This is a genomic window from Huijunlia imazamoxiresistens (genome assembly GCF_037132455.1).
Classification (GTDB): Bacteria; Bacteroidota; Bacteroidia; order Chitinophagales; family Chitinophagaceae; genus Flavisolibacter; species Flavisolibacter imazamoxiresistens.
The window spans coordinates 15459-41174 of record NZ_JBBBEI010000012.1 but is presented as its reverse complement, the minus strand read 5'-3'; the positions used below and the strand labels follow the sequence as shown (position 1 = coordinate 41174).

25 protein-coding genes are annotated in these 25716 nt (G+C 57.3%); 18 read left to right on the top strand and 7 right to left on the bottom strand.

The window, feature by feature from the left end; translation table 11 throughout:
- Window positions 1–8 precede the first annotated feature (8 nt).
- From V9K67_RS15380 to V9K67_RS15365, 4 genes are all read right to left on the bottom strand, one after another.
- The gene (locus V9K67_RS15380; RefSeq protein ID WP_336723898.1) at window positions 9–1430 is read right to left on the bottom strand and encodes an MBL fold metallo-hydrolase; all 1422 of its coding nucleotides are present in this window, start codon (window positions 1428–1430) and stop codon (window positions 9–11) included.
- 103 nt (window positions 1431–1533) lie between these two features.
- A complete protein-coding gene (locus tag V9K67_RS15375) occupies window positions 1534–2346 on the bottom strand; it encodes a sulfite exporter TauE/SafE family protein (RefSeq protein ID WP_336723897.1) in 813 nt (270 codons plus the stop codon).
- 45 nt (window positions 2347–2391) lie between these two features.
- Window positions 2392–3045: a Crp/Fnr family transcriptional regulator gene (locus V9K67_RS15370; RefSeq protein ID WP_336723896.1), complete on the bottom strand. Its 654-nt coding sequence runs from the start codon at window positions 3043–3045 to the stop codon at window positions 2392–2394.
- A 32-nt stretch (window positions 3046–3077) separates the two neighbouring features.
- Complete coding sequence (locus V9K67_RS15365; protein WP_336723895.1) at window positions 3078–3572, bottom strand: RNA recognition motif domain-containing protein; 495 nt, start codon at window positions 3570–3572, stop codon at window positions 3078–3080.
- 229 nt (window positions 3573–3801) lie between these two features.
- On the opposite strand from V9K67_RS15365, the gene V9K67_RS15360 reads away from it, so the two are divergent.
- From V9K67_RS15360 to V9K67_RS15320, 9 genes are all read left to right on the top strand, one after another.
- Complete coding sequence (locus tag V9K67_RS15360; protein ID WP_336723893.1) at window positions 3802–3972, top strand: hypothetical protein; 171 nt, start codon at window positions 3802–3804, stop codon at window positions 3970–3972.
- Window positions 3973–4102: 130 nt separating this feature from the next.
- Window positions 4103–4546, top strand: a complete 444-nt coding sequence (locus tag V9K67_RS15355) for an Hsp20/alpha crystallin family protein (RefSeq protein ID WP_336723891.1) — start codon at window positions 4103–4105, stop codon at window positions 4544–4546.
- A 77-nt stretch (window positions 4547–4623) separates the two neighbouring features.
- On the top strand, window positions 4624–6309 hold the full coding sequence (locus V9K67_RS15350; protein ID WP_336723889.1) for a L,D-transpeptidase family protein: 1686 nt from the start codon (window positions 4624–4626) through the stop codon (window positions 6307–6309).
- Window positions 6296–6715 (top strand): hypothetical protein, encoded by a 420-nt coding sequence (locus tag V9K67_RS15345; RefSeq protein WP_336723887.1) that lies wholly within the window; start codon window positions 6296–6298, stop codon window positions 6713–6715. Before V9K67_RS15350 ends, V9K67_RS15345 begins: the two co-directional genes overlap by 14 nt.
- A 562-nt stretch (window positions 6716–7277) precedes the next feature.
- A complete protein-coding gene (locus tag V9K67_RS15340; protein WP_336723886.1) occupies window positions 7278–7664 on the top strand; it encodes a hypothetical protein in 387 nt (128 codons plus the stop codon).
- 25 nt (window positions 7665–7689) lie between these two features.
- On the top strand, window positions 7690–8037 hold the full coding sequence (locus tag V9K67_RS15335) for a hypothetical protein (RefSeq protein ID WP_336723885.1): 348 nt from the start codon (window positions 7690–7692) through the stop codon (window positions 8035–8037).
- Between the two features lie 28 nt (window positions 8038–8065).
- A complete protein-coding gene (locus V9K67_RS15330; protein WP_336723884.1) occupies window positions 8066–8332 on the top strand; it encodes a cation transporting ATPase C-terminal domain-containing protein in 267 nt (88 codons plus the stop codon).
- A 379-nt stretch (window positions 8333–8711) separates the two neighbouring features.
- Window positions 8712–11642, top strand: coding sequence for an SBBP repeat-containing protein (locus V9K67_RS15325; protein WP_336723883.1), 2931 nt, complete (start codon window positions 8712–8714; stop codon window positions 11640–11642).
- Between the two features lie 155 nt (window positions 11643–11797).
- A complete protein-coding gene (locus tag V9K67_RS15320) occupies window positions 11798–14770 on the top strand; it encodes a T9SS type A sorting domain-containing protein (protein ID WP_336723882.1) in 2973 nt (990 codons plus the stop codon).
- A gap of 139 nt (window positions 14771–14909) precedes the next feature.
- Here V9K67_RS15320 and V9K67_RS15315 read toward each other — a convergent pair whose 3' ends face one another.
- Window positions 14910–15581, bottom strand: a complete 672-nt coding sequence (locus tag V9K67_RS15315) for a BON domain-containing protein (protein WP_336723881.1) — start codon at window positions 15579–15581, stop codon at window positions 14910–14912.
- Between the two features lie 201 nt (window positions 15582–15782).
- On the opposite strand from V9K67_RS15315, the gene V9K67_RS15310 reads away from it, so the two are divergent.
- From V9K67_RS15310 to V9K67_RS15280, 7 genes are all read left to right on the top strand, one after another.
- A complete protein-coding gene (locus V9K67_RS15310; protein WP_336724050.1) occupies window positions 15783–15908 on the top strand; it encodes a hypothetical protein in 126 nt (41 codons plus the stop codon).
- Window positions 15909–15934: 26 nt separating this feature from the next.
- Entirely contained in the window at window positions 15935–17071 is a 1137-nt protein-coding gene (locus tag V9K67_RS15305) for a baeRF3 domain-containing protein (RefSeq protein ID WP_336723880.1), read from the top strand.
- A gap of 40 nt (window positions 17072–17111) precedes the next feature.
- A complete protein-coding gene (locus V9K67_RS15300) occupies window positions 17112–19652 on the top strand; it encodes a cation-translocating P-type ATPase (protein ID WP_336723879.1) in 2541 nt (846 codons plus the stop codon).
- A 101-nt stretch (window positions 19653–19753) separates the two neighbouring features.
- Window positions 19754–20584 (top strand): universal stress protein, encoded by an 831-nt coding sequence (locus V9K67_RS15295; RefSeq protein ID WP_336723878.1) that lies wholly within the window; start codon window positions 19754–19756, stop codon window positions 20582–20584.
- Window positions 20585–20664: 80 nt separating this feature from the next.
- Window positions 20665–21495, top strand: a complete 831-nt coding sequence (locus tag V9K67_RS15290; RefSeq protein ID WP_336723877.1) for a universal stress protein — start codon at window positions 20665–20667, stop codon at window positions 21493–21495.
- Between the two features lie 121 nt (window positions 21496–21616).
- Complete coding sequence (locus tag V9K67_RS15285) at window positions 21617–21769, top strand: hypothetical protein (RefSeq protein ID WP_336723876.1); 153 nt, start codon at window positions 21617–21619, stop codon at window positions 21767–21769.
- A gap of 184 nt (window positions 21770–21953) precedes the next feature.
- Window positions 21954–22337, top strand: a complete 384-nt coding sequence (locus V9K67_RS15280) for a hypothetical protein (RefSeq protein WP_336723875.1) — start codon at window positions 21954–21956, stop codon at window positions 22335–22337.
- Here V9K67_RS15280 and V9K67_RS15275 read toward each other — a convergent pair.
- Window positions 22334–23629 (bottom strand): PAS domain-containing sensor histidine kinase, encoded by a 1296-nt coding sequence (locus V9K67_RS15275; RefSeq protein ID WP_336723874.1) that lies wholly within the window; start codon window positions 23627–23629, stop codon window positions 22334–22336. The genes V9K67_RS15280 and V9K67_RS15275 overlap by 4 nt on opposite strands.
- Before the next feature lie 409 nt (window positions 23630–24038).
- On the bottom strand, window positions 24039–24494 hold the full coding sequence (locus V9K67_RS15270) for a pyridoxamine 5'-phosphate oxidase family protein (protein WP_336723873.1): 456 nt from the start codon (window positions 24492–24494) through the stop codon (window positions 24039–24041).
- A 178-nt stretch (window positions 24495–24672) separates the two neighbouring features.
- On the opposite strand from V9K67_RS15270, the gene V9K67_RS15265 reads away from it, so the two are divergent.
- Together V9K67_RS15265 and V9K67_RS15260 are read left to right on the top strand one after the other, a co-directional pair.
- The gene (locus tag V9K67_RS15265) at window positions 24673–25062 is read left to right on the top strand and encodes an SBBP repeat-containing protein (RefSeq protein ID WP_336723871.1); all 390 of its coding nucleotides are present in this window, start codon (window positions 24673–24675) and stop codon (window positions 25060–25062) included.
- A gap of 113 nt (window positions 25063–25175) precedes the next feature.
- On the top strand, window positions 25176–25622 hold the full coding sequence (locus V9K67_RS15260) for an SBBP repeat-containing protein (protein WP_336723869.1): 447 nt from the start codon (window positions 25176–25178) through the stop codon (window positions 25620–25622).
- Window positions 25623–25716: the final 94 nt, after the last annotated feature.

Sequence of the window (25716 nt, the reverse complement as noted above, 5' to 3'; positions counted from 1 at the left end):
TTGCCGGATTACTTTTTATGGAGGGTGGTGGGACAAACATAGCCGGTTACGGGAATGCTGCCGCTTTCCCTGATGGCCTTGAACCCACCCCGGACGTCAATGAGGTTTCGGAATCCCCTTGCCTTTAAAATGGAATTAAAGATCATGGAGCGGTAGCCGCCGGCACAGTGCACATAATAAGGCGCGTCCTTGTCTAACCCCGACAGGTGCTCATTCACATTATCCAGGGGCAGGTTGTGGGCACCGGGTACATGTTCGCTCGTGTATTCGCCCGGCTGGCGCACGTCCAGGATGGTGACCGGTCCTTCCTGTAACTTTTGGGCCAGCTGCTGCGCACTTACCGAGGTAACGCTGTCCATTTCCTTTCCGGTGGCCTTCCAGGCGGCAAAGCCTCCCTCCAGGTAGCCGATGGTGTAATCATAGCCTACACGGGCCAGGCGGGTGATCACTTCTTCCTCCCTGCCTGCATCGGCCACCACCAGGATGGGCTGCCCCATATCGGGGATCAGCGCGCCGACCCAGGGGGCAAATCCTCCGTCAATGCCGATATTGATGGAATTAGGAATAAAGCCTTCTGCGAAAACACCGGGATCCCGGGTGTCGAGGACCAGGGCGCCGGATTCATTGGCTGCCGCTTCAAAGGCTTCCGGGGATAACGCCTGCCGGCCCCGCTTCATCACCACGTCGATGCTGTCGTACCCCTCTTTGTTGAGCAGTACGTTCAACGGGAAATAGGCCGGCGGAGCCGCCAGTCCCTCCGTCACTTCCCGTACAAATTCTTCTTTGGTCATATCGGCACGGAGGGCGTAGTTGGTTTTTTTCTGGTTCCCCAGGGTATCAGTGGTTTCTTTGCTCATGTTCTTGCCGCAGGCGCTGCCGGCACCGTGGGCAGGGTACACGATGAGGTCGTCGGGCAGCGGCATGATCTTGCTGCGCAGGGAATCGTACAGGGTGGCGGCCAGCTCCTCCTGGGTCAGGTGGGCCGCTTTCTGCGCCAGGTCAGGCCGCCCTACATCACCGATGAACAGGGTGTCGCCGGAAAACAGGGCCACTTCTTTACCGCTTTCGTCGCACAGCAGGTAGCAGGTACTTTCCAGGGTGTGACCTGGGGTATGCAGCACCTTGAAGGTTAGGTTTCCTACCTTCAGTTCCTCCCCGTCTTGTGCAATATGCGCGGCGAAGGCCGGGTTGGCAAGTGGGCCATAAACGATGGCGGCGCCGGTTTTGCGGGCAAGGTCCACGTGTCCCGAAACAAAGTCGGCATGGAAGTGAGTTTCCAGCACGTAGGTGATGTTCGCGCCGGCCTTTTCGGCTTTTTGGATGTAAGGCGCCACTTCCCGCAGCGGGTCGATGACCACGGCTTCGCCTTCACTTTCGATATAATAAGCGCCTTGGGCGAGGCAGCCGGTATAAATCTGTTCTATTTTCATAAGTGATTTTTTCCTGTTTTTGTTTGAGGATGTAAAATTGCGGATGGTGACAGGGATTATTCGTGACCTTGGTCACGGGGAATATATCCGGAAGATGGAGGGGTTAAGGGACGAGCAAGAGCTCTCGGATCAGTATGTAAATACCCATCAGGAGCACAAACCAGCCAAAGCCCTTTTTCAGTTTTGCCCCGTCGATCTTTTTACCCAGCAGGCCGCCCAGGTAAATGCCCCCTGCGGCAATGGCGCTGATGGTGAGCAGAAAGGACCAGTTGATGGCAACGTGGCCGGTATCGCCGGCAAAGCCCACCAGGGAGTTGACCGCAATGATGAGCAGCGAGGTGCCGACCGCTTTTTTCATGGGCATTTTTACCAAAAAGACCAGGGCGGGGATCAGCAAAAAGCCCCCTCCGGCGCCCAGCAGGCCGGTGATCCCCCCAATGGCCACGCCATAACCCAGCAGTTTAATGAACCGTTCACAGTGGGTACAGGGTGTTTCCGGCGCTTCTTTGCTGCCGCCCCGGATCATGCTGATGGAGGCTGCCAACATCAGGATGGCAAAGAGCACCATGGTCAGCAGTGATGGGGTCAGGGTAAATCCGCCAATGGTGGCGATTTCTTTGGGCAGGGCAGGGAGAAGGAACTTCCGGGTAAGAAAAACGGTGACCATAGAGGAAAGGCCGAAGTACAGGGCGGCCTTGCCGTTCACCAGGCCCTTTCGGTAATGAGTGACGGCACCGATCATACTGGTGGCGCCCACGATGAACAGCGAGTAAGAGGTGGCCAGCAGGGGCTGGAGCCCGAATAAATAAACCATGACCGGAACGGTGAGGATGGAGCCGCCACCACCGATCAGCCCCAATGAAATACCAATCAAGGCGGAAGCGAGATAACCCCAGATTTCTGTTGCGCTATTCATGTCGGCAAAGCTCCGGAGCAGGGCCGAGGCTTTTCGTGACCCAGGTCACGAGGGCAGGGCGCCGAGGTTGAGCAGCTCGATATGGGAGCGGTGTTGTCGGATGACGCCCTTTTCCGCCAGTTTTTTCAGCAGGCGGGAGATGACTTCGCGGGAAGAGTTGAGCTCCTGGGCGATTTCGGTAATGGAGAGGGTAATGAGGTTGGTTTTGAGGGTTTCCTGGTGGCGGCGCAGGTAAAACACGAGGCGCTCGTCCATGTTGCGGAAAGCGATATGATCAATGGTTTGCAGCAGTTCTTCAAAGCGCTCCCGGTAAGCCCCCAGCACAAACTGGCTCCAGCTTTTATACCGGCTCATCCACTGGTCCATGTAGGAAAGCGGGATGACCAGTACCGTCACATCGGTCACCGCTTTTGCCATCAGTTCCGAGGTATCCTGTTTAAGGGCGCACATCAGCGAAAGCACGCAGGGCTTGCCGCTGTCGAGGTAGTACATAAAGAACTCAACGCCTTCCTCGTCGCCGCGGTAAATCTTGACCAGTCCCTCCAGGATCAGCATGGTGGAGCGGATGTATTGGCCGGTGCGCAGCAGCGCGTCGCCTTCCTTAAAAAACCTGATTTCGCCTACTTCGGCCATTTCAGCCAGCAAATCTTTTTCGAAGGTGGGAAAGCGCCGGGCCAGTTCCTGTGGGGTGGGGTTCATGGGATAAAATTAGGAAGCTTCCGGCTTTCTCCCTATGCGTACGTAAGGGCAAAGCTGAGCTCTTTGCAGATCAGGGGCGCGACCGGGTGGTCGGGGGTACTGCACTTCCAGTTACCCTTCTCCTTGTGAAATTCCAAGAAGAAGGGAAAGGCCGTGTGTTCGGGATCACCCGGCGCCGTCAACCGGGCCAGGCAATGGTTGGCGGCCGTCCGGGTGATCCGGTACAAGGCCATCATCCCGGCAAAAGGGACCAATACACAAATAACAGGCCCTGCCGAAGCTTTGTCCGCTTCCCCGGCCGGCCGTACATTGAGGTGCCGTTCCGCCAGTAAAAAACCGTGCAGCTTCCCGAGAGCGGCAGTGGCGGCCTCCTCTTCCTGCATATCCACCAGTCCGAAGCCCCGGCAGTGGCCGGTGGCCGGTTCCAGGCTGATCATGACGGAGCGAACCCTGCCAAAAACGGCAAACAGGCGGCGCAGGTGAAGTGGAGTGGTGCTTTCTGCCAGATCAGATACGTACAGTTCCATATTACAGCGCTTATTAGTGCTCCATAGGGAACAGAAGGTTCCCTTAAGATAAGAAAATTGCAGCAGGCTGGCGGTGAGTGCAGTCAGGGAACTTTCTGACTGGAGTCAGGGAATTCCGGCCAGGAAAAGCTTCTCTTTGAACGACCATTCCCTTGTACCCCCTGAACCGGTGCCCCCGACCGGGCACCTTCATAACAGCCTTTTTCTTACTATTTAAAAGCGTTGTTTTATGAGCTTATCCGTTAAACACCTGCCTTCTTATGACGCGCCTACCTTCTTTGCCTGGGTAACCACCCTGATGGCAGGGATGCTGGGTTGGCGTTTGGTAAAACAGGCGCTCCTCTTTGTCCTGGAAAAGCTGTATGAGCTTTTTATCCAGCGAAACGCATTGGGACTGTAACGGCTTCCGTCGAGCGGCTATATATGCTTTGCTGCTGCGGGTCCCACGCGCCTGCTCCGTACCTGGTTTACCGTGGCCCTGATGAATAGTTCTCTGGCACTTCATTATTCACCAATAAAAGGAGGTTTTTATGCCCAGCGAAATCACCCGGACAGGCGGCATGCTGCCCTCGGTATTTGACGATTTCTTCAAGCCCTGGAGTGAATGGTTCACCAACGGCGGGCGGCTGGCCCGTATGCTGACGGTCCCTTCCGTAAACATTACCGAAAGCGAGAAGGACTATAAGCTGTCCCTGGCGGCCCCCGGGCTGAAAAAAGAGGACCTGCGCATCGATGTCGATGGCAATGTGCTGACCATCAGCGCAGAAAAGGAACAAACTCCCGAACCGGCAGCCGAAAAGTACAGCCGCCGGGAATACAGTTATTCCTCCTTCAGCCGCAGCTTTACCCTTCCCGACAACGTGCAGTTGGACCGGATCGACGCCCGCTATACCGACGGGGTATTGGAAATGACGCTTCCCAAGAAGGAAGAGGCGTTGAAAAAAGCAGCCCAGAAACAAATTTCCGTGCAATAGCCCGCGGGCTTTGCGCCAAGGTCCTGCCGTGAGCGGCAGGACCTTGGGCCATGCTCCTCCGGCGGCAACGAAAAAAAATGAGACACCTTGCTTTAGGGGCAGCCCAGCTGCTCCTCCTTTTGCTTTCCCATGCGGCCGGCGCCCAGGTAACCGCGGCAAGCCTGGGGCAATATCTCGATGGGCTAACCGGACCGGGAGCACTGGGGTTAAAGTACCCTGAGCGGGTAAAGGAATTCTATGCCTTTTACCATTTCCGGTTAGCCTGGGTACGGCCCGGGCAGGCAGCCGTTCGCAACCAGCTCTTCCATGCGCTGGCGGACGCCGCTTCCTTCGGCCTGCAGGAATCGGACTACCGGCAGGGCCTTATCCCTGCGGTGGTGACCGGCCAGCCCCTTCTTTCGGTCCGGGATTCCATGGCCGCCGATCTACGCCTTACCGATGCCGCCCTGCATTTCCTGGCGGATATACAACAGGGAGGGGCACCTGCACTTTCGTATAAGGGTCTGCGGTACCAGCCCGGTACCGAAAGGTTGCCGGGGCTGCTCGTGGCCGCGCTGGAAAGCGGTCGTTTTACAGCTCTGCCCCCTTCCTTAGAGCCTACCTCAACGGAATACCGGGCCCTGAAGCGACTGTTGGTCCATTTCGAACAGGTCATGCGGGACAGTTCATTCCTGGAGGTGCGGATTTATCCCCGCAAAAAGGGAAGCGATACTGCGGCCCTGTTGCAGAAGCTCTACCAGCTCGGGATCACCCCGCGCCCGGTGGCCACCCCCGCAGGTCCGCCCTTTACCGGCCTGATCCGGGAGGCACAACGGTTGCTGAACCTGCCCCCCGACGGCCGGGTAGGTGCCGAAACCCGACGGGCCCTGGATGTACCCCTCAGCCGGCGCCGGGAAGCGCTGCAGCGCGCACTGCTTTACCTGCGCTGGCTGCACACAGCCCGGCAGAAAGGGGCCCTGGTGCTGGTAAACATTCCTTCCGCTTCGTTGTTTTATTACCGGCAGGACCGGTTGCTGCTGGCCTCCCGCATCATTGCCGGCAAACCGTCCACACCCACCCCTACTTTGAGCAGCGCCATCACCGAGGTGGTGCTGTACCCCTACTGGAATGTGCCCCAAAAGATTGCCGTAGGCGAACTGCTGCCCCTGATCCAACAGGATCCCGGCTACCTGGAGGCCAATAACTTCCAGGTATTGGACAAGCAAGGCCGGCTGGTTTCCCCTCTGGCGGTTCCCTGGCAGACCCTGGGCCGGGGGAATTTTCCCTATATGATCCGGCAATCCACCGGCTGCGATAATTCGCTGGGGTTGGTGAAGCTGAATTTTTCCAACCCCTTCAGCGTTTACCTCCACGACACGCCCTGGAAGGGGGGCTTCCTACGGCGCCAGCGCTTCCTCAGCCATGGTTGCATGCGGGTAGAAAAGGCCCTGGAGCTCGCCCGGATGCTGCTGAAGGGCCATACGGGGGCCATTGATACGCTAACGGGAAATTGTTTGGTCCACCAAAGCCCGGTGACCCTGCCGGCCACCGCTCCGGTGCCTTTGTTGGTCCTGTACAGCACAGCCTGGTACGACCCTTCCGGGCGGGTGGTATTTTTCCCCGATGTGTACGGACGGTGGCCGTCCGCAGGGAATGCCCGCGTAGCTACCGGAACTCCCTGGTCCTTTCCCTCCGGGAACACGGCCGGTTTACCACGGACTGGTCCACAGGCCTCCTGCAACCTTCTTCCCGCCATCTTAAACCACAGGCATGCAGCCCAATGAATCCTTCTGGAATCTTTCTGCCGAGGCGCTTTTCCGGGAACTGGATACCTCAGCCTCCGGCCTGAGCAGCAAAGAGGCCGCAACGCGGCTGTGCCGGAAAGCGCCCTCCGGGGGCAGCAGGAAGTACAAGGACCTGCGCCTGTTGCTGGCCCAGTACAAAAGCCCGCTGGTGCTGCTGCTGGTATTTGCCGTAGGGCTGTCCCTGCTGTTGCACGAATACTCCGATAGCCTGATTGTGCTGATCGTGCTGCTGCTCACCGAGATGCTGGTCCTGCTGGTGATCCGCACCCGGCGGCTGTTTTTTAAAAGCCCGCAAAGAAGGACGAACTGGTGGACGGGAAGTCCTGACGAAAATCAAAATAAGAGCTGTTTTTTATTACGGGAAAGCGTCTGTAAATCAGGGTAAATTACAATAATGCTACGATGAAGAGCATGCTTAGCGTTGCATTTTTGAACCTTTAATCCTTTAATCCCTTGATATTATGCTTTACTTTAATTGCGGCCATAAAGAAAAAGAAATAATAGAGGAGTGCCGCCAATACCTTCCTAATCCCTGCGAGGTCCAGGATAGCACTTATAAAATTCAATTCAGGATCCGGCCACCTGTAAAGAGCCCGCCTTTCCAGGATGCGGGCAGGTGGAATAGCGAGCGGATCTATACAGCTTTATTTACCATAGAATATGAGGAGAACAGTTCCAAAAGATGGGCATTCGACAGGTTGGAAAGCTCCCCGCAATCAAGGGTCACTGCCGGGCAGGAATCCTTTAGCGGAGCTTGGAACAGATAAAGGAAAGCCCCCTCCGGCCTTTTTCCGGAAGGATGTTACAGACGTCGCCTGCAGCTCGGTTTTGTTTCTCGCCCCATTTTTATTTACCTGCCTCAACGGTTATCCTTCCGGCTTTAAAGCAGTCTGGGGTATACCCCTATCCTGAGCCTATTATCTTTTTCACTCTAAAATGGATATACCATGAGATCCTTCCTGACATTGCTGGTGGCATTTGTTACCGTAACAGCGCTTTGCTCAGGCCTGCTGCTGGTGGCTGACCCTGAGGGTGGCCTGCTGGGGTTGCCGCCGGGGCTCCTCCAAGCCACGCCCTTCCATACCTATCTTTTTCCCGGCATGCTGCTGGCCGGCCTGGTGGGCGGCTGCAGCCTGGCGACGGTGTTCCTGCTGGTGGGGCACCATCCCCGGGCATATTCGGCCTCCCTGGCCGCCGGCTGGATACTGGTGGGCTGGATGCTGGGGCAATTTTTACTGGTGGGCGCCTTTCACTGGCTGCACCTGGTTTACCTGCTCGCCGGTATCCTGATTATCTTAATCTCGGACCAGCTCAAGGGCAAGGCGGCCTTTTGAGCAGTGGTTCCCAAAACGCTTTCGTATGCTTCTTCCTATTGATGACAACATACTGGTGGGTGACCTGCAGGATCGGTTCAACAACAGCTTTCCCTGTCTGCACCTTCGTTTTATGGCCAATGGGGCCGAAACCGGTGAACAGGGCGGACACGCTCATTTCCTGGCGTCCCAGACGCTGCTGGGCAGCATCCGGAATCAACATAATACCGGGGTCATGGACATTAAATCCTGGTACAAAGCCGCCCGGGTGGAGGAGGCGTTCCGGGAACAGTTCGGCTTGAACGTGCAGGTATTCCGCCAGCAGAACAGCCACTGGATCCGGGGAAAGGGAGACCGGACGCTCCAGGAGTTGAACGGGCCTGTTGGCCGCTGAGTTCAGGCCTGCTTTCTGCCCCCGTTTCTTGACCAACCTTGTAGCCATCCTTTCCAGCCGAACCTCCCGGAATATTTTCCAGCCCTGCCTGTTTTCCAACGGCCGGCTGTTCACGGGCTTTTTCCTGTCGCTGCTGTTTTTGGCGGTGGGTTGCTATTGGCCTGCCTGTAACCGGGCGTTTTATACCCTTGCCCTTTCCTTACGGGACTGGTATGCCATCAGCCTGGGGGCGGGCCTGTATTTGCTGTTGCCGGAAGGGCCGAAAGGGCTGCGGCCCCCTATCGGAAGTTCTTAGGAGGTGGTCTTAGTCATGGATGGCATCGCAGATTTTCTTTAGCTTTATGATGTTTAAGCTACATGCCTATATTGCTGAATTATAGCCTTTTCATTCGGAATGGCATAGCTATATCCTTCTGTTATCCGTGTTGGCTTTCGATCTAAAGTCCGGATGCATTTCTTTCCTGTTGAAGGTCTGTTTCCCTCTGATGGCCTCTATCCCTGCCCATTGCCCGTGCAACCGCTTCCCGAAGAGTTTATAACCGATGGTTATAAACAGACTTTTCCGGTGCCAAATCCTGTTGGAAAGCCGACGGTGCTCCCGGCTTTCTGCACCTACCTGTGCCTTACTCCAGTGGAAACAGGTACCTGTTCTTGTTTAACGAAAACACATACTGATGAAAAAAAGTAAACTCCTTGGGAAGCGGTGGCTCCTTGCCGCTCTTTTCCTGCTTCCGGCCCTGGGCTTCGCCCAGGCCAGCCGCGAATGGGTAAAACGCTACAACTTTACCAGCCAGCTTTCTTCCGACCGGGCGGCTTCCATAGCCACGGACGCTTCCGGCAACGTGTATGTGACGGGAGAAAGCGCCGGCGACTATACTACCATAAAATACGGCCCGGATGGCAGTAAAAAATGGACCGCCCTATACAATGGCCCGGAATCCGGGGGCGACCGGGCCCTTGGGGTAGCGGTGGATGGCTCGGGCAACGTATATGTCACCGGCACCAGCGATGGCGGTAGCTCGGACCAGGATTATGCCACCGTCAAATACAACTCCTCGGGCGTACAGCAGTGGGTGGCCCGCTACAACGGTACCGCCAACGGCGACGACCGGGCCTGGGCAATTGCCCTGGACGGTGCCGGCAATGTATATGTTACCGGTCAGAGCGAAGGCAGCGTCAACCAAATGGACCAGCATTACGACTATGCCACCGTCAAATACAATTCCTCGGGCGTGCAGCAGTGGGTGGCCCGTTACAACAGCGCGGAGGGCGTTACCGACCGGGCCATCGATGTGGCCGTGGACGGCTCCGGCAGTGTGTACGTTACCGGCACCACAATGCCCGGTACCGAGGGGAACGAATACGACATCGTGACCATCAAGTATAATTCGTCGGGAGCACAGCTCTGGACCACCACCTACAACGCCACCAACTACGATACCGCCATCGAACTGGCGCTGGGCCCTTCGGGCAGCGTGTATGTGGCGGGTCGGACCGGGGACGATGACGACGACGAGTCCTTCACCCTCATCAAGTACAACGCCTCCGGTGTGCAGCAATGGGTTTCTTTGTACCAGAGCGGCACCTACAGCCACTACCTCAACGGCCTGGCCGTGGATGCTGCGGGCAATGCCTGGGTAACAGGGGCGACCCTTAACGCCAGCGATGAGAACCCGGATTATACCACCGTAAAGTATAACGCAGCTGGCGTGCAGCAGTGGGCCAAACGGTTCAACGGCACCGGGAACGACCACGACGAAGCCATGGATATAGCGGTGGATGGCTTGGGCAATGCCTATGTGACCGGGAAGAGCACCGGTACGGGCACCAACCTGGACTACATCACCCTTAAGTACAGTGCAACAGGAACCCAACTGTGGGCCAAGCGGCACAACGGTACGGCGGGTGGTGAAGATGTGGGGGTGGCCCTCGCCCTGGACAAATCCGCCAATGTGCAGGTGACCGGTTATAGCCTGGGCACCGGCACCCGGGAAGATTATTATACCATCAAGTTCAATAAAGACGGTGCCCAGCAATGGGCAGTGCGCCACAACGGTCTGCTCAACGGCGACGACCGCGCCTATGCCCTGGGGGTGGACGGCTCCGGCAACGTCCTGGTGACCGGGCAGGGCCTCAACAGTGCCGGTAACCTCGACTTCATCACCCTGAAGCTGGACGGATCCGGCAGCTTTAAATGGTCCAAAGCCTACAACGGGCCGGGCAACGGCGATGATGTGGCCACGGCCCTGGCCGTGGACGGCTCCGGCAACGTGTATGTGGCCGGGCGCAGCCCCGCGGGTGAAACCGACCTGGACTATGCCGTAATCAAGTACGATACGTATGGGGCGGTAAAATGGACCAAACGCTACAACAGCGGTTTTGGCGACGATGAACCGCTGGCCCTGGCGGTGGACGCCACCGGCAACGTGTACGTGACCGGGCGCAGCAAGGGCAATGGGACGGGCTACGATTATGCCACCCTTAAATACAACAGCAGCGGCACGCAGCTCTGGGCGGCCCGCTATGCCGGCCCCGCCGGCGACGACGCCGCTTACGACCTGGCGGTGGACGGCTCTGGCAATGTGTATGTGACCGGGGAGATCACCGTGGACCTGCAGGCCGAGGAATTCGACTGGACCGATATGGCCACCATCAAGTACAATGCGGCCGGGGTGCCGCAGTGGGTGAAAACCTACCACTCCGATGATATCGACCATGCCTCCGACCTGACCCTGGATGTTTGGGGCAATGTGTACATCACCGGGTGGAGCGGCTCGGATGATGACCAGGATAATTATACCACCATCAAGTACAGCACCGGCGGCGTGCAGCAATGGGTAGCCATCTACAACAGTGGTTTCGACCGGGCCATGGCTATAGCCTTAGACGGCTCCGGGAATGTGGTGGTGACAGGATTCAGCACCGCCGCCATCGGTTTCAACCAGGACTATGCCACCGTCAAGTACAACACCTCGGGGGCCCAGCAATGGGTAAAACGCTACACCGGCCTGGGCAACAATGACTGGGCAACGGCCCTGGCGGTGGACGGCTCGGGCAATGTGTACGTGACGGGCAGGAGTGGGGCCGGTGGAAACAACGACGACTATGCCACCATCAAATATGATAAGAACGGCGTACAGCTGTGGGCCGACCGGTTCAACGGCACGGGTGGTGGCGATGATGTGCCTGCAGCCCTGGTGGTGGACAAGTACGGGAAGGCCTATGTCACCGGAACCAGCCTGGGCCTGGGTACCGCTAACGACTACCTGACGATCAAGTACGGCGCCGCCCCGGCTGCCATTACTGGGGTGGACAACAGGGAAATCTACAGCCCCCGTTTCCGTCTTTCTCATATGCCTAATCCGGTTTCCACTTTCGCGCGCATCGTATACGAACTGCCCGCCTCCGGACAGCTCGCCCTTAAACTGTATGATGCTCAGGGCAGGGAGGTGGCCACCCTGGCCAACGAAACGGCTAAAGCGGGCCTGTATACCCGGCAACTGGATGCCTCCGGGCTGCAAAAAGGAGTTTATTTCTACCGGCTCCGGCTCCAGGCCGGAACCCGGGAGTGGGTGCAAACCGGTCAGATGACGGTGGTGCGTTAAGCGGCAGCACGCTTCCCGAAATAGCTTTGCCGGGCAGGGAAGAATGATCAACTTTTTATTCATCCAAAACAAGCGCCATGAAAAAACAACCCCGAATTAAGAGGCCATGGCTTCTGAACGCACTATTGCTTTTCCCCTTCTTCTGTTTTTCACAGGTGAGTACCGGCTGGATTAAAAGGTACACCGGCTCCAACGCTGCTTCTGTCGATGCGGGCAACGACCTGGTGGTGGATCCTTCCGGCCGGGTGTATGCCACGGGCGAAAGCGGGGGCGACTTTGTTACCATCCGGTACAATAATTCGGACGGCTCCCGGAAGTGGACCAAAAAATTCAACGGCACTGCCAAGGGCAGGGATAAAGCCACCGCCATTGCCACTGATGCTTCCGGCAATGTCTATGTAACGGGCGAGAGTGAAGGCGAGGGCAGCGGCGTGGACTTCGTTACCATCAAATATAACAAGGACGGCAGCACCAAATGGACAAAAAGATACAGCGGGCCGGGCAACTTTTCTGACAGGGCCACCGGTATTGCCGTGGACGGCTGGGGCAACGTATATGTTACCGGGCAGATGCAGAACGACTTTCTGACCATCAAATATGATAAGGACGGCAGCCGCAAATGGGTGAAAACCTACAACAGCGGGGCAAACGGGACCGACGGGGCCAACGCCCTGGCCGTGGATGCATCGGGCAATGTATATGTAACCGGGTTTTCCCTCACGGCCAGCCAGTACGTAAGAATCAGCGACATCGCCACCATAAAGTACAGCACCAACGGCCAACAATTGTGGGTGGCCGTTTATAACGACCGCACCGATGATGAGGGTAAGGACATCGCAGTGGATGCCACAGGCAACGTCTATGTATCCGGATTCAGCGGTACCGGCGTCGAAACGCCGGACCACCAATGGGCTACCATAAAATACAATGCTGCCGGCACGCGGCAATGGGTGGCTAAGTTTAGCGGCCCCGGCCACGAAAACGGGAACGATCCCAACGCCATGGCTATAGACCCGGCGGGCAATGTGTATGTCACGGGCACCCGGACGGATGTGAGCGACGGGACCGACGTTGACTACGCGACGATCAAATACAACAGCAGCGGCGTACAGCAATGGCTGGCTCTTTTCGAGGGGCCCGCCGACAGGCCATCGGACGTGAACAGCCATGAAGTGGCCCGGGATATTGCCGTTGACGGCCAGGGAAATGTATATGTAACCGGCTTTAGCGGGAACTATGGTGTCGGCACCCGCTACGACTATGTCACAATTAAATACAACAACAGCGGTGTGCAGCAATGGCTGCAACGGTTCAACGGCACCGGTAATGGTGATGACGGGGCCAACGTCATTGCCCTGGACGGAGTGGGCAACGTGTTTGTCACCGGCGCCAGCGCCGGCAGCGGCACGGGCGACGACCTGGTCACCATCCAATATAAGCAACCTCCGGTGTCCGTCCTAACCAGCGCTTACCAGGAGCTTAATAACCTGGTGGTAGTTTACCGGCATACCAATGGGGGCCGCATCCCCGACAACTATGCCACCCTGCTGCATTCCGCCCTGGAGGAAGCCCGGTTATTTTACTGGCGCCACTCCTTTATGGGCCTGCATATCAAGTGGACCGTCTTTGTGATCAACGATTCCCTTCCCCGGGTGCGGGAAAATGGCTATGTGTTGCCGGCCGAAGTGGATGCCGACCTCAGAAGCAGAGGCTTTACCGCCGACGCCTATGATGGCGTGGTGGCCGTGGTGAGCGGCGGCGGCGCTTATGGCTGGGGCGTCAATCTCGTGCTGGGTAAAGGCGGCTATTGCCAGGTGCCCTGGTGGGGAGAAAAACTGCTGTTTTCCTGGTTCTTTGTCCATGAGTTCCACCATGTGGTGGATGCCATGTTTGCCCATTCCGGCCATCCCGAATACCCCCACAACCACCCGGGTGCCGCACGGGCGTTGAACGAGTTTTTACCGCATAGCGGAACCGACTGGGACCTGAACAGGGGTATTTTGCAGAACTGGCAGCGGTCCCTGTGGCTGGACCTGGGCGTAAAAGGAAAATGGGGCACCGCCAAAACGTTCACGGACAATGACCAGGATTCCATTCCCGACAGTGAGGCCGCCCTTCCGCTGGATGAAACCAGGCAGGGCAGCAGCGCCGCAAAGAAGGACACGGATGGCGACGGGCTCGCCGACCTGCAGGAAGCCATGGGGGGCATCTTTACGCGGGCCAATCCCCAGAGCACCGACTCGGATAGCGATGGCTTTCCGGACAATTCCGATTCCGAGCCGGTCTACCCGCTGAAAACGAAGGTCCCCGCCGCCGCTAACCTGACCCTGGCGCAGGACGTTACGGCATGGCCCCAGTCCGGTCATTACTTTTTTGACAAGCCCGATGGAGCTTCCGCTTCCCTGCACCTGGGTTATTCGGCGAGCAACCTCTACGTGGGAGTGAAAATCCCCTCCGGCTTAAAGCCGGTACAACTGGTGATCGACGCCAATAATGATGGCCTGTTTTACGGCAGTGACAACATTGAAGTGCGGCTGAACGGCAATACCATTGCTGCTGTCAATTTGTATAATGCTGCCGCTGTCCCGGCCGGCGATCAGCGGGATTTTATTATCTCGGCTTTGCCGGTAACAGGATTCTCCGGAGTTTCAAAATCCGGCTCCGGTTGGTCCAGTTACCAACTGGTGCTCCCCAGGCTGGGCCAATATGGCCTAAACCTGACGGCAGGGGAAACCCTGGGCGTTTACCTGTTTGTGGAGGGTTATGGAAGCCTGCTGGAGCCCAACGATTACCTGACCGTCACGTTGGGCGAAAGCATGAACGGTATAACCACGCTGGCGACCGGGAAAGCGGCTGGCTTGACCAATGAAGGGAAGCTGCCATCTGTACCGCTTCAGGCAGTTGCTTACCCCAATCCGTTTGCGGCATCGTTCACCCTGCAATGGCAGGGCGGCGATGGGCCGGTGAGCATTCGGATTACGGATGCCTCGGGCGGGTTGGTCGAGCAAAGGAGGGGACTTGCCGCCAGTGGCCGCCTACAGGCAGGTCATCATCTGCGGCCGGGTATTTATTATGCAGCAGTAGTGCAGGGAACCCAGCGGACCGTAGTGAAACTCATCCGGAATTAGGCGAAACGGATGTTCAAGCCACCGCTGCCGGTAGGAGGAAATCCCGGACCACCGGCCTGCAGGTATTCCGCAGGTCGGTGGATCCGGGGCGGGAAGAATGAAGGCCCGGAACGTTGAACGGTGCTGCCGGCACCTGGGCTCAGAGGGCATACTCCCGGGCTGCTTCCACTTCGAGGTGGTTCTCCACCCGGGTGATACCCGGGGCCGACCAGGCCGCTTCCTCGGCATCTTCCTTTTCCGGCAGGGAGCGTACCAGCCCTCTCAGCACAGCCGTATCGCCAACAACTTCCACCTCGATGCCGGAGGCTTCAATATGGGCGCTGCGCTGGAGCGCAGCGGCGATTTTTTGCCGCACATCCTCCGGGGTGGCGGCCGAGCGCAGGCAGATTCGGTTGACCACGTCCCGCACCCCGATCAGGTTGGAAACGGCGGTTTTGGCCGAGCTGCGCTGGTAGTCCCATTCCACTTCCCCCTCCAGGGTCACCACGCCGTCCTCCACCTTCACCTGCACTGTTTCCTGGGGAACGGCGCTGTGCCATGCCAGGGCACTTAAAACGGCCCGGGCAATCTCGGTATCGCTCAGGCAGTATTCCGGCGATTCGCCCACCTGTATGTCCTGGGCCACCGCCCGCACGCCGCTCACTTTTTTGGCGGCTTTTTCGGCGGCCAGCTTTTGGGCGCAGTTGCCCAGAATGCCCGAAAGGGTCACGACCCCATCCTTTACGGCCACGCCAATTTCCGTGGCCCTTAAAAATGGATCCCACATTAACTGGTCCATTACATCCTTTTGAATGGCTGCATCACTTTTCATAACGCAATCTTTTACTGATGAAGGAAAATCAAAAAAAAGCAACCCCAAATTTACTTCCCCCGACTGCCCGGGGCCATGAGCAGAAACAGGGTGGGGCGGTGACCGCCGTCAGGGAAAAAACGGGAGAAGAGGGGTAGATTCAAGGTTCCATTGGAGCGAAGCATCTCCTGACGCGATAATTTTTTCATTAAACTGTGTGTCATGGCAAAACAAATCAACTACGAGCTGGACGCCCGGAAGAAATTGAAAAACGGCGTCGACTACCTGGCCAGAACGGTCATCCTTACCCTGGGGCCAAGAGGACGGAACGTGGTGTTCGAAAAGTAGGAGTGAACCCTTTAAAACCTGATGCCATGCAATTCCTCAACAAAAGTTTCCTCGACGGCAGCCTGTCGCTCCTGCGCAGGGAAGGCCGCTGCCCCTGTGTTTCCATCATCATGCCCACCCGCCCTTATTCTCCCCATAGAAACCTGGACCACCTGGTGGCCAAAAAACTCTTCCACCGCGCAAGAGTGGAGCTGATCACAAGGTACGGAACCCAAATGGCCAATGCCTGCTATTCCGGGATCGAACAGGTATTCCCGCCCGTAAACCACCATCCCAACGGAGCGGGATTGGGCTTTTTCTTTTCCCCGGACACCAGGATACTGGTCCGTTTTTCCTTCCCCGTTACCGAAAAACTATTTGTGGGCGACCGGTTCCTGATCCGGGATGCCCTGTTTCAGCTCAGCTATACCTTTCCCTATTTTGTGTTGCACCTGACGCAAAAGAAAGTCCGGTTGTTTCAAGGGCAGCTGCACACCCTTTCCGAGGTGCAGGATGAGCACTTTCCTTTTTGCCAAACCGATGATTATGAATATAGCCGACCGGCACGCGCTTCGTCACAAACCGGTAGGGCCTGCCTGAAGGGCTTTGAAAAGGACCCCTCCATCCTGGAGGAGATCCGGTGCCGGAACTTCCTGCAGCAGGCGGACCGGCGGTTACATGCCTATCGGATCAACCACAGTCCCCTGGTCGTCTGCGGGGAGCTGAAACTGGTGGCTTATTTTAAAAAGATCAGCCGTTTCAGCAAACAGATCTGCAGTTTCCTGGCCGGTAATTTCCAGCACCTGGACCGGAAGGAACTCGCCGGCCGGGTATGGCCGGCGTTGAAAATGGACCTGGAGGAACAACGGTGCCAATTGATCGAAGAATTCAGGGAAAAAGCCGGAACCAGCGCCACCGTTTGGGGTATTGAAGAGGTCTGGAAGGCCACCCAACAGGGAAGAGCGTTCCGGTTATTGCTGGAAAAAGATTGCTCCGTTTCTGCCTACTGCGATGAGCACCAGGAAGGACTTTACCTCCATCCTCCCGCCCCCTCCTGTAGCCCCTTGCCGGATGCCGTGGATCGGGTGATCGACCGGGTGCTGGAAAAAGACGGGGAGGTCATTTTTGTGGAAAATGGCCAGCTGGAGGAATTCCAGCACATGGCGCTGTTCACTCATTACTAATGGCCGGAGCGGGCCCGTAACCGCCCGCCCAAAAAAACAAATGCCCACACAAATAGGTTATACGGAAAACTGGTCCGGACTAACGGATGCCGAGGTAGGGGCGCGACAGCAGGAGTTTGGGAAAAACCGCCTGGAAGCCGGCTCCTCCGGCCGCCTGCTGCCCATCCTTCGGGGGGGGCTGGGCGAGCCCATGTTTTTATTGCTGGTGGCGGCCTGCACCCTTTATTTTTTATTAGGGCAGGTGCAGGAAGGGCTGATCATGCTGGGGGCCATGGTGCTGGTAACGGCCATTTCCCTGTACCAGGAAGTCCGCAGCTCCAAAGCCCTGCAGGCCCTGCGGCAGTTGACCGAACCAAAGGTAGCAGTGGTACGCAACCACCGGCTGGCGGTAGTACCTTCCGAGGAACTGGTTCCCGGCGACCTGGTGGTGCTGGAGGAGGGCTGCCGGGTACCGGCAGATGCCGAGGTCGTGCAGCAAAACGACCTGTTCGTCAACGAGTCGCTGGTGACGGGCGAATCGCTGCCCGTAGAAAAAAAGGCCGAAAAAGGCTTGAATGTTCTTTACCAGGGGGCCCTGGTGGACTCCGGTAAATGCTATGCCGTGATTACGGCCACTGGTACGAACACCTTCCTGGGAAAGCTGGGCCGCTCCATCAGCAGTTATGTGGCGCCGCCCACCCCGCTGCAGCAGCAGGTAAACGCATTTGTCCGGCGGCTGGCCTTCTTCGGGCTTTGTGCCTTCCTGGTCATTTTCGTGCTGAATTTTACCGGTGGCCAGAACGTTTTTTCCAGCTTATTATTTGCCCTGACCCTGGCCATGGCGGCCGTTCCCGAGGAGATCCCCGTGGCCTTTTCCTCCTTCATGGCTCTGGGCGCCTTTTACCTGTCGCGGCTGGGCGTGATCACCCGGCAGCCGCAGGTGGTAGAGAACCTCGGCGCCATCACCGTCCTGTGCCTGGATAAAACCGGCACCATCACTGAAAATGTCATGACGGTGCAAGCGGTTTACGATTACCGCACCGGCCGGCTGCTGGGGCCTGGGGCCTTCGGGGAGCTGCCTCCGAAAGGCGTGTTGTGGTATGGCGTGCTGGCCTGTGAACGGGAGCCGTTCGACTCCATGGAACAGGCGATCCACCGGGCCTACGCCCAATCGTTCCCGGGATCGTCGCTACCGGCAATGATCCACGAATACCCGCTGGAAGGGCGGCCACCCATGATGACGCACGTGTACGGGCCGGAGGCTGCCCCGGTGGTGGCGGGTAAAGGAGCGGCGGAGCGGATCCTGAAGGTCTGCTCCCTGCCGGCGGCCGGGGCGGAAAAGGTCCGGGACCTACTGAAGGGGTTTGCCTCCCAGGGCTGCCGGGTGATCGCCGTGGCCAGCGCCCGGCACCCGGGGGGCGCCTTTCCGCCCCTTCAGGATGATTTTTCCTGGGAGCTGGAAGGGTTGATCAGCTTGTATGACCCGCCCCGGACCAACGTTGCCCCGGTGCTGGCCCAATTGTACGGGGCCGGGATTGCCATTAAGCTGATCACCGGTGACCATCCGGAGACGGCCCGCAGTATTTCGAAGCAGGTGGGCCTGCGCGGCGCAGAGCGGTGCCTCACCGGCGAACAAGTGGCGGCAATGAGCCCGGAAGCGCTGCAACAGGCCGCCGGTGATACGGTCGTGTTTGCCCGCATGTTCCCGGATGCCAAACTGAAGGTGATCGAGGCGCTGAAGGCCAGGGGCGAGGTCGTTGCCATGACCGGCGACGGCATCAACGACGGGCCTGCCCTCAAGGCCGCCCACGTGGGCATAGCCATGGGCCGCAAGGGCACCGAAACGGCCCGCCAGTCGGCGGATGTTATCCTGACCGATGACAACCTGGAGCGGGTGGTGACTGCTGTCGCCCAGGGACGCCGGATCTTCACCAACCTGGTCAATGCCTTTCGGTATATCATTTCCATCCACATTCCCATCATCCTTACCGCCTCCCTGCCCTTGCTGTTTTCCTGGAAGTACGCCAACCTGCTGACCCCGGTACACGTGATCTTTTTGGAACTGATCATGGGACCGACCTGCTCGCTTTTTTTTGAACAGGAACCCATGGAGCAGCGGGCCATGGCGCGGCCGCCCCGGGACCGCAAGGGGCCCTTGTTTGCCGGACGTACGCTGGCGCTCAGTATTGTGCAGGGATGTATGATCACCCTGGCAGTGCTTTTCCTGGCCTGGCGCTATATGCAGGGGGGATATCCGCTGGCCGTGGTGCGGTCGGTCGTGTTTACCACCCTGATCCTCAGCAATATATTGCTCACCTTTACAGGCCGTTCCCTGACCGAAACCCTTTTCCAAACCCTGCGGTACCGAAATCCCCTTGTCCTTCCGGTATTCGGAATATCCCTGGCCTTCCTGGCCTTCCTGCAACTGGCACCACTTGCCTGGGATCTGTTCCGGATTGCCCCTTTGGGCCTGGCGGACGGGGCGGTTTGTCTGGCTGCCGCCCTGATTGGGGTGGGCTGGGTGGAAGCCTACAAAGGAGTTGCAGGGGCGGGCAACATGATGGCGGGCTCCGGAAATAAGAGACTGGCCGCCGATTCCTGACAACAATCAGCCCCGGAGCTGGCCCCCGTCAGGGGAAAGAAGGGAGGATTCTGCGAACTTGAGTGGGTCTTTTTCATTGATCACCCTTTAACTATTTGAACATGAAAAAGGTTTTGCTTCCCTTTGACGGCACCCATTTTTCCGAAGGTGCCATCAAATTTGCCTGCTCCCTAAACCGCCTGCAGCCCTTGTTGCTGACCGGTCTGTTCGTCCCACAGGTCACCTACGCCAATCTCTGGAGCTTTTCTGAGGCTGGGAAATTGCCGGAAGACATTCCCTTGCTCGATGAACGCAATGAACGGGAACTGGACTGGAATATCGCCCGCTTTGAGGCGCTGTGCGCCAGCTGCCACATGACGTATATCGTGCATAAGGAGGTTTTTGACTTTGCCCTGCCTGAACTGGAGCGGGAAAGCCGATTTGCAGACCTTCTGCTCATTGGTAGCGAACGTTTTTACCAGTTGCTCGACCAGGAAGATGGGGTAAACGACTATCTGCAGGTGGCCCTGCACTCCGCTGAATGCCCGGTGCTGGTGGTGCCCGAACAGGTGCATTTTCCCCAACAGATCTTGCTGGCCTACGACGGCAGCAAATCCTCGGTCTATGCCATCCGGCAGTTTGCTTACCTTTTTCCGGAACTGGCGGACCGGGAAACCGTGCTGATCTACCTGGACCCGAAGAGCCGGGAAAAAAAGGTGCCTGAAGAAAAAAATATCCGTGAGCTGGCCTCCGTGCACTTTAAACGGCTGACGGTTATGGAACTGGACACCCACCCGGGCAGGGAGTTCGGCCGGTGGCTGGCGCAGAACCCCCATGCCCTGCTGGTTTGCGGCTCGTACGGGCGTTCGATGCTGTCGGAATTTGTGCACGACAGCTTTGTCAAGGAGGTAATCCGGGAACACCGGCTGCCGGTATTTATAGCCCACCGGTAAAACCCTTCAAGCTTCCTCCTCTTTTGCAGCCACTGTTGCTCCGGCCCTTATGATACATTTTTCACGCTAAAACTTTACGTATGGAAAAGATCTTATGGGTTGTCAACCCCTGTGCGGCAACAAAAAACGCCCTGGATTTTGCCGCCTTCATGGCCCGCCTGACCCGTTCCAAGCTCACCGGCGTATTCCTGGACCCGGATCCGGATGACGGTCATCGCCGTATGGCTCCCGGGCCCGCGTATTTTGCCGGGGCCGAGACCGCCGCCTACCAGATGCAAACCGCTAAACTGGACGTTTCCCAATGCATCCATTATTTCGAGGAAGGCTGCGAACAGCGGGGGCTGCACTACGAAACGCTCCGCCTGCCCGACCTTCCGCTGGAAGGCCTGCTGGCCGAAAGCCACTATGCCGACCTGCTGCTCCTGGATGCCAGCACTACCCTTTATGAAGGCAGAGAAGGCCTTCCTTCGGACTTTGCCCGGGAAGTTTTCCGCAGTGCCGGCTGCCCGGTGATCGTTCCCCCGGCTGAGTTCCTGGGCATCGACGAAGTGGTGTTCTGCTACGACGGCACCCCTTCAGCCCTCCAGGCCATGAAGCTGTTCACCTACCTGCTGCCCCAAATGTCCGACAAGCGGGTGCATGTGCTGGAGCTGGTGGAAGAAAACCGCGAGGTGCTGCTGGACAAGGCAAAGGTGCGGGCCTGGCTGCAGGCGCACTACTCGGAAATTGGGTTTGAAGTGGAAAAGGGCCCGGCCAGCACCTGGCTGTTTTCTTATTTCCTGAAAAAGCAAAAGCAATTCATCGTTATGGGCGCTTACGGCCGGGGCAAGCTGTCGAGCCTGCTGCACCACAGCAGCGCGGATAACGTGCTTCGCACCATAGACCAGCCCCTGTTCCTGGCACATTGCTAAGGAAACGCGGCTATTCCCAAACCGTTCAACTTTTTCTTATGGCTCCTTATATCCTGCCTTTCCGCCAGGTCCGCCTCAGCGATGTAGCTGTGGTAGGCGAAAAAAATGCCTCCCTGGGGAAATGCTGGGGCAGTTGTCGTCCAAAGGCATCCGTATTCCGGATAGGTTTGCCACCACTGCCGCTGCGTTTTCCGCTTTCCCGGATGTCAACGAGCTGGCCCGCCCCCTTCAGGAACTGATGGGCTGGCTGAACCGGCAAAGCCATCCCAAATAAGGGGCGATGGTGCATCACGCCGGAGTTAAGGGGGATTATGGAGCGCTTTGAGCTTGGTCAGGGATAGTGCCGGCGGCTTCCGTTACTTTCGTACTGGTGCCAGGCATGTACCCCTCAGTGCGTAATTGCCGCCTTTCCAGGATCGTTCCCTTACGGGCTTCCCATTCGTTCGTTTATGTACCTGATGCATATTACATATAAAACCCTCATCAAGGATATCCAGAAGGAGTTTAACGCCCGTTATCCTTCTTTATGGATTGATTTTTATTCCGGAGACGGCGGCAGGGATAATTTATTCCTGTCCGGCTGTAAGCTGAACCCGGACAAGGCCCTGAACGGACCTGCCCCCGCCGGCCTCACCAAGGTATGGGACATTGATATTGATAAGGACCGGACCGTGGCGCAGGTAAAAACGGAGATCCGGGAAAACTTCGGACTGCGGGCGCGGCTGCTGCGGAGAATCGGCAATGTGTGGGTGGGCATTTCCCTGACCGATGACTGGACCCTGGAACGGCAAAACGCCGCAGGCGATGAGATCCTGTGGGGCGGAACCTGGGGAAACGCTTAAGGGCGGCTGGCAGCGGGGGACTGGAGTTGGGGAATATAAAGGGTAAAGGTAGTTCCTTCATTTTCCTTACTGGTAATTCCGATGTTTCCGTTCATCAGTTGAAGGTAGCGACCGACGATATGCAGGCCGAGGCCGGTTCCCTGGATGTTCTGGGCGTTGCGGGCCCGGAAAAAGCGCTCGAACAGGTGCTTCTGGTCCGCCTCCGGAATGCCGATGCCCTGGTCGCTGACCGCGATTTTGAGCTGCCCGGCCTCCTGGGCGCAGTCGACCCGGACCAGGGCGTTTTCAGGGGAGTACTTGATGGCATTGGAAACCAGGTTCACCAGGATGTTGTGCAGCAGTTTTCTGTCCACCGTTATGTCCTTCTCCAACTGGTGGCGGAATTCGATGCGCTGGTTGTCCTTTTGGATCTGCCGCATTTCCTGGATGAGGTTTTCCAGCTCCCCTGCAAACTCGTCCCGGGACAGTACCTCGGGCCTGGCTTCCACCTGTCCCTCCTCCAGCTTGCCCAGCGACAGGAAATCCTCCAGGATAAAGGTCAGGTTGCGCACGGCATCATGAATGCGGGTGAGGTGCTTGTGGCGCTTTTCTTCCCCTTCGGGCGTATTGTATTTACGGGCAAGGCTGACCGAAGAAAGGATGGTGCTTAGCGGTGTGCGGAACTCATGCGACGCCATGGAAACAAAGCGCGACTTCAGCATCCCCAGCTCTTTTTCCTTTTCCAGCGCCTGCCTTAGTTCTTCCTTTGAATCCTCCAGCTCCATCAGCGTTTCCTTCAGCATGCTGGTGCGTTCCTCTACCATCCGCTCCAGTTTCCCATTCATTTGCAGGATCTGTGCGGCCTGCTGCTCCAGCTCTTTCTTTTGGCGGCGCAGGGTAAGTTCGTCGTTTTTGCGCACGGCGATGTCCACCACAAAGGCAATCACGAAGTATTCCCCTTCCACCTTGTAGGGACTAAGGCTGATCTCTACCGGGAACTCGCTGCCGTCTTTTCGCCGGGCATACAGGTCGCGTCCGGAACCCATCATGCGCATTTGAGGGTCCTGGTAAAAGTTGTCGCGGTAGGCGTGGTGGTGGGACCGGAGGCGGGCAGGGATCAGCAACTCCACGGGACGGCCCAGGACCTCTTCCTTTGGATAGCCAAATTGCTGTTCCGCCTGCTCGTTAAAATTGATGATGTCGCCTTTACCGTTGGTGACCACAATGCCAATAGCAGCATTATGGAACAAGGCTTCGAGCTGTTCGGTGCTGTTGGCGCCGGACTTACTATTAATGTGTGCTGGACAACCCATAGCCGGCCAATTGAGGTTAACGGGCCTAAAGTTATCCCATATTTATATTATGAAAAAAGTCTGAAAAAAGAAAAATTTGCCTGTAAGGCTCCGCTGCCGCGGTGCAAAAAAGCAAATGGGCCTGCTGCAAGGCGGCGCCTGAAATGGGGACTGCGCTGCACTCCTTATGGGTTCCGCTGCAGCTACCTGTGCTCCGGTTGCTGGCCTCTTGTTGGGGAGTGTTCGTATTGATGGAGGGGGCAACGCTGCCGGCGGGGAGATTTAACCGGGTGCAGCACCTTAATGCCCTGCAGGATGGAAAGGAGGAGCATCCGGGAATGGGGCACGAACGTCCGTGCCCCATTCCCGGGTGCGTCCTTTGCTTTGAGGAAAACCGCAGGAGCGGTGTTATAACTTCTTGGGGGCATCCTTAGTTATCCGGCACTTCCAGCCTGCCGGTTTTTTTCTGTAAGAGAATGCGAAAAACAATTCCCTTGATTTCGCCAGGGTCACTTCCGGAAAATGGCCAGCAGGGGCCCAGGTGCGTCGTAGCACTGGAATTAAAGGGCAGCTTGCGCCCGAGCAGGTGGTCCAGTGCCTGGATGCGTTTCTGGGGTTCATTTAATTCTTCAAACTCACCCCATCCGATCACGCTTTTCCAGTTGGCCATGTTTGCCGTATCATCCACTTCAAAGCAAACCTGTGGATTTTTCCGCATCATCTGCACCTTCATTCCTTCATGGGTGTGGGCGTAAATATACCGGCCGTCATATGCATAGCTAATCGGTACTACATAAGTCACTCCGTCTGCATGACACCCGATACGTCCAATACACTGCTGCTTCAGCAGTTCTTCCATCTGTTCATTGTTCAGTCGGGAGATCATATGCTAGGTTTTGATTAAAATTATCATTTTACAATATATAAAAAGGTGATTACTATCATAGGCTTCTTTAATGTTCCTCTGTTCCGGGCGCCTGCCTTTCTTTGCTTGAACAGGCATCTTCCACTCCCGCATCCTATGGGGCTGGTACCTATTTCTTTCACCTGTTAAATGCCGGGTTATGAAAAAAAGAAATCCCTGCTGCCTTCAATGGCTGTTTACCTGCCTGCTCCTGCTGCCCGCACTGGCCTTTGCCCAGGTGAGCACGGCCGGGACCAAGCGATACGATTTTTCCACGGCCCTGTCTTCCGACATCGCTTATTCCCTGGCGGTGGACGGCTCCGGAAATACCTATATTACCGGGGAAAGCGGCAACCAGTTCGGCACCGTAAAATACGGGCCGGACGGATCGAAGAAATGGATGGCCACCTATGGCGGCCCCACCAATTACAATTCGGCCCGTGCCCTGGCCGTGGATGCCCTGGGTAACGTGTACGTGACCGGCACCAGCGATGGCGGCGCCACCGACCATGATTATGCCACCCTGCAATACAATGCCTCCGGCACATAGCCCTGGCGGTAGATGCCCCGGGAAACATCTATGTTACCGGAAGGGTCTACTCTACCGGCGCCCGGGACGACTACGTCACCATCAAATACGATGCAGCAGGAAACCAGCGCTGGGTGCAAACCTTTAACGGAACCGGCAATTACAATGACCAGGCCACCGCCATAGCCGTGGACGGCAGGGGCAATGTGTACGTGACCGGCGAAAGCACCGGCGCCGGCACCCTGGGCGACGTTGTCACCCTCAAGTACACACCCGCTGCTGCCGCCATAACTGCGCGGCAGGAAAAGGATGGCCTGCATCTGTTCCATGTACCCAGCCCGGTCTCGGCCACCTCGCTGATCCGGTACGAACTGCCGGCGGACGGGAAGCTTTCCATCGGGCTGTTTGATGCTCAGGGCAGGGAAGTGGCCACCATCGCCCATGAAGCGGCCAGGGCCGGCACCTACAGCAAATACGTGGATGTGTCCGCCCATCCCAAGGGAAGCTATTATTACCGCATCAGCCTGAAAGGGAAAAGTAAGGTATGGATGCTAACGGGAAAGATGGCCGTGCTGCGGTAACGCCCGCCGGGCAATGCGTCCTTATCGGAGTTTTCCTGCTCTGAGTGATGGTGCTGACGATCCTGTTGTTGCGCAAATCTTCCAAAGCCTTCTC

Coding starts and splice junctions, on each gene's coding strand:
- V9K67_RS15285 (WP_336723876.1), top strand. CDS start 21,617: ATGCTGGGGCAGTTGTCGTCCAAAGGCATCCGTATTCCGGATAGGTTT.
- V9K67_RS15290 (WP_336723877.1), top strand. CDS start 20,665: ATGGAAAAGATCTTATGGGTTGTCAACCCCTGTGCGGCAACAAAAAAC.
- V9K67_RS15345 (WP_336723887.1), top strand. CDS start 6,296: ATGCAGCCCAATGAATCCTTCTGGAATCTTTCTGCCGAGGCGCTTTTC.
- V9K67_RS15325 (WP_336723883.1), top strand. CDS start 8,712: ATGAAAAAAAGTAAACTCCTTGGGAAGCGGTGGCTCCTTGCCGCTCTT.
- V9K67_RS15360 (WP_336723893.1), top strand. CDS start 3,802: ATGAGCTTATCCGTTAAACACCTGCCTTCTTATGACGCGCCTACCTTC.
- V9K67_RS15275 (WP_336723874.1), bottom strand. CDS start 23,629: ATGGGTTGTCCAGCACACATTAATAGTAAGTCCGGCGCCAACAGCACC.
- V9K67_RS15335 (WP_336723885.1), top strand. CDS start 7,690: ATGCTTCTTCCTATTGATGACAACATACTGGTGGGTGACCTGCAGGAT.
- V9K67_RS15270 (WP_336723873.1), bottom strand. CDS start 24,494: ATGATCTCCCGACTGAACAATGAACAGATGGAAGAACTGCTGAAGCAG.
- V9K67_RS15380 (WP_336723898.1), bottom strand. CDS start 1,430: ATGAAAATAGAACAGATTTATACCGGCTGCCTCGCCCAAGGCGCTTAT.
- V9K67_RS15310 (WP_336724050.1), top strand. CDS start 15,783: ATGGCAAAACAAATCAACTACGAGCTGGACGCCCGGAAGAAATTGAAA.
- V9K67_RS15265 (WP_336723871.1), top strand. CDS start 24,673: ATGAAAAAAAGAAATCCCTGCTGCCTTCAATGGCTGTTTACCTGCCTG.
- V9K67_RS15295 (WP_336723878.1), top strand. CDS start 19,754: ATGAAAAAGGTTTTGCTTCCCTTTGACGGCACCCATTTTTCCGAAGGT.
- V9K67_RS15280 (WP_336723875.1), top strand. CDS start 21,954: ATGCATATTACATATAAAACCCTCATCAAGGATATCCAGAAGGAGTTT.
- V9K67_RS15315 (WP_336723881.1), bottom strand. CDS start 15,581: ATGAAAAGTGATGCAGCCATTCAAAAGGATGTAATGGACCAGTTAATG.
- V9K67_RS15340 (WP_336723886.1), top strand. CDS start 7,278: ATGAGATCCTTCCTGACATTGCTGGTGGCATTTGTTACCGTAACAGCG.
- V9K67_RS15300 (WP_336723879.1), top strand. CDS start 17,112: ATGCCCACACAAATAGGTTATACGGAAAACTGGTCCGGACTAACGGAT.
- V9K67_RS15355 (WP_336723891.1), top strand. CDS start 4,103: ATGCCCAGCGAAATCACCCGGACAGGCGGCATGCTGCCCTCGGTATTT.
- V9K67_RS15350 (WP_336723889.1), top strand. CDS start 4,624: ATGAGACACCTTGCTTTAGGGGCAGCCCAGCTGCTCCTCCTTTTGCTT.
- V9K67_RS15305 (WP_336723880.1), top strand. CDS start 15,935: ATGCAATTCCTCAACAAAAGTTTCCTCGACGGCAGCCTGTCGCTCCTG.
- V9K67_RS15375 (WP_336723897.1), bottom strand. CDS start 2,346: ATGAATAGCGCAACAGAAATCTGGGGTTATCTCGCTTCCGCCTTGATT.
- V9K67_RS15365 (WP_336723895.1), bottom strand. CDS start 3,572: ATGGAACTGTACGTATCTGATCTGGCAGAAAGCACCACTCCACTTCAC.
- V9K67_RS15370 (WP_336723896.1), bottom strand. CDS start 3,045: ATGAACCCCACCCCACAGGAACTGGCCCGGCGCTTTCCCACCTTCGAA.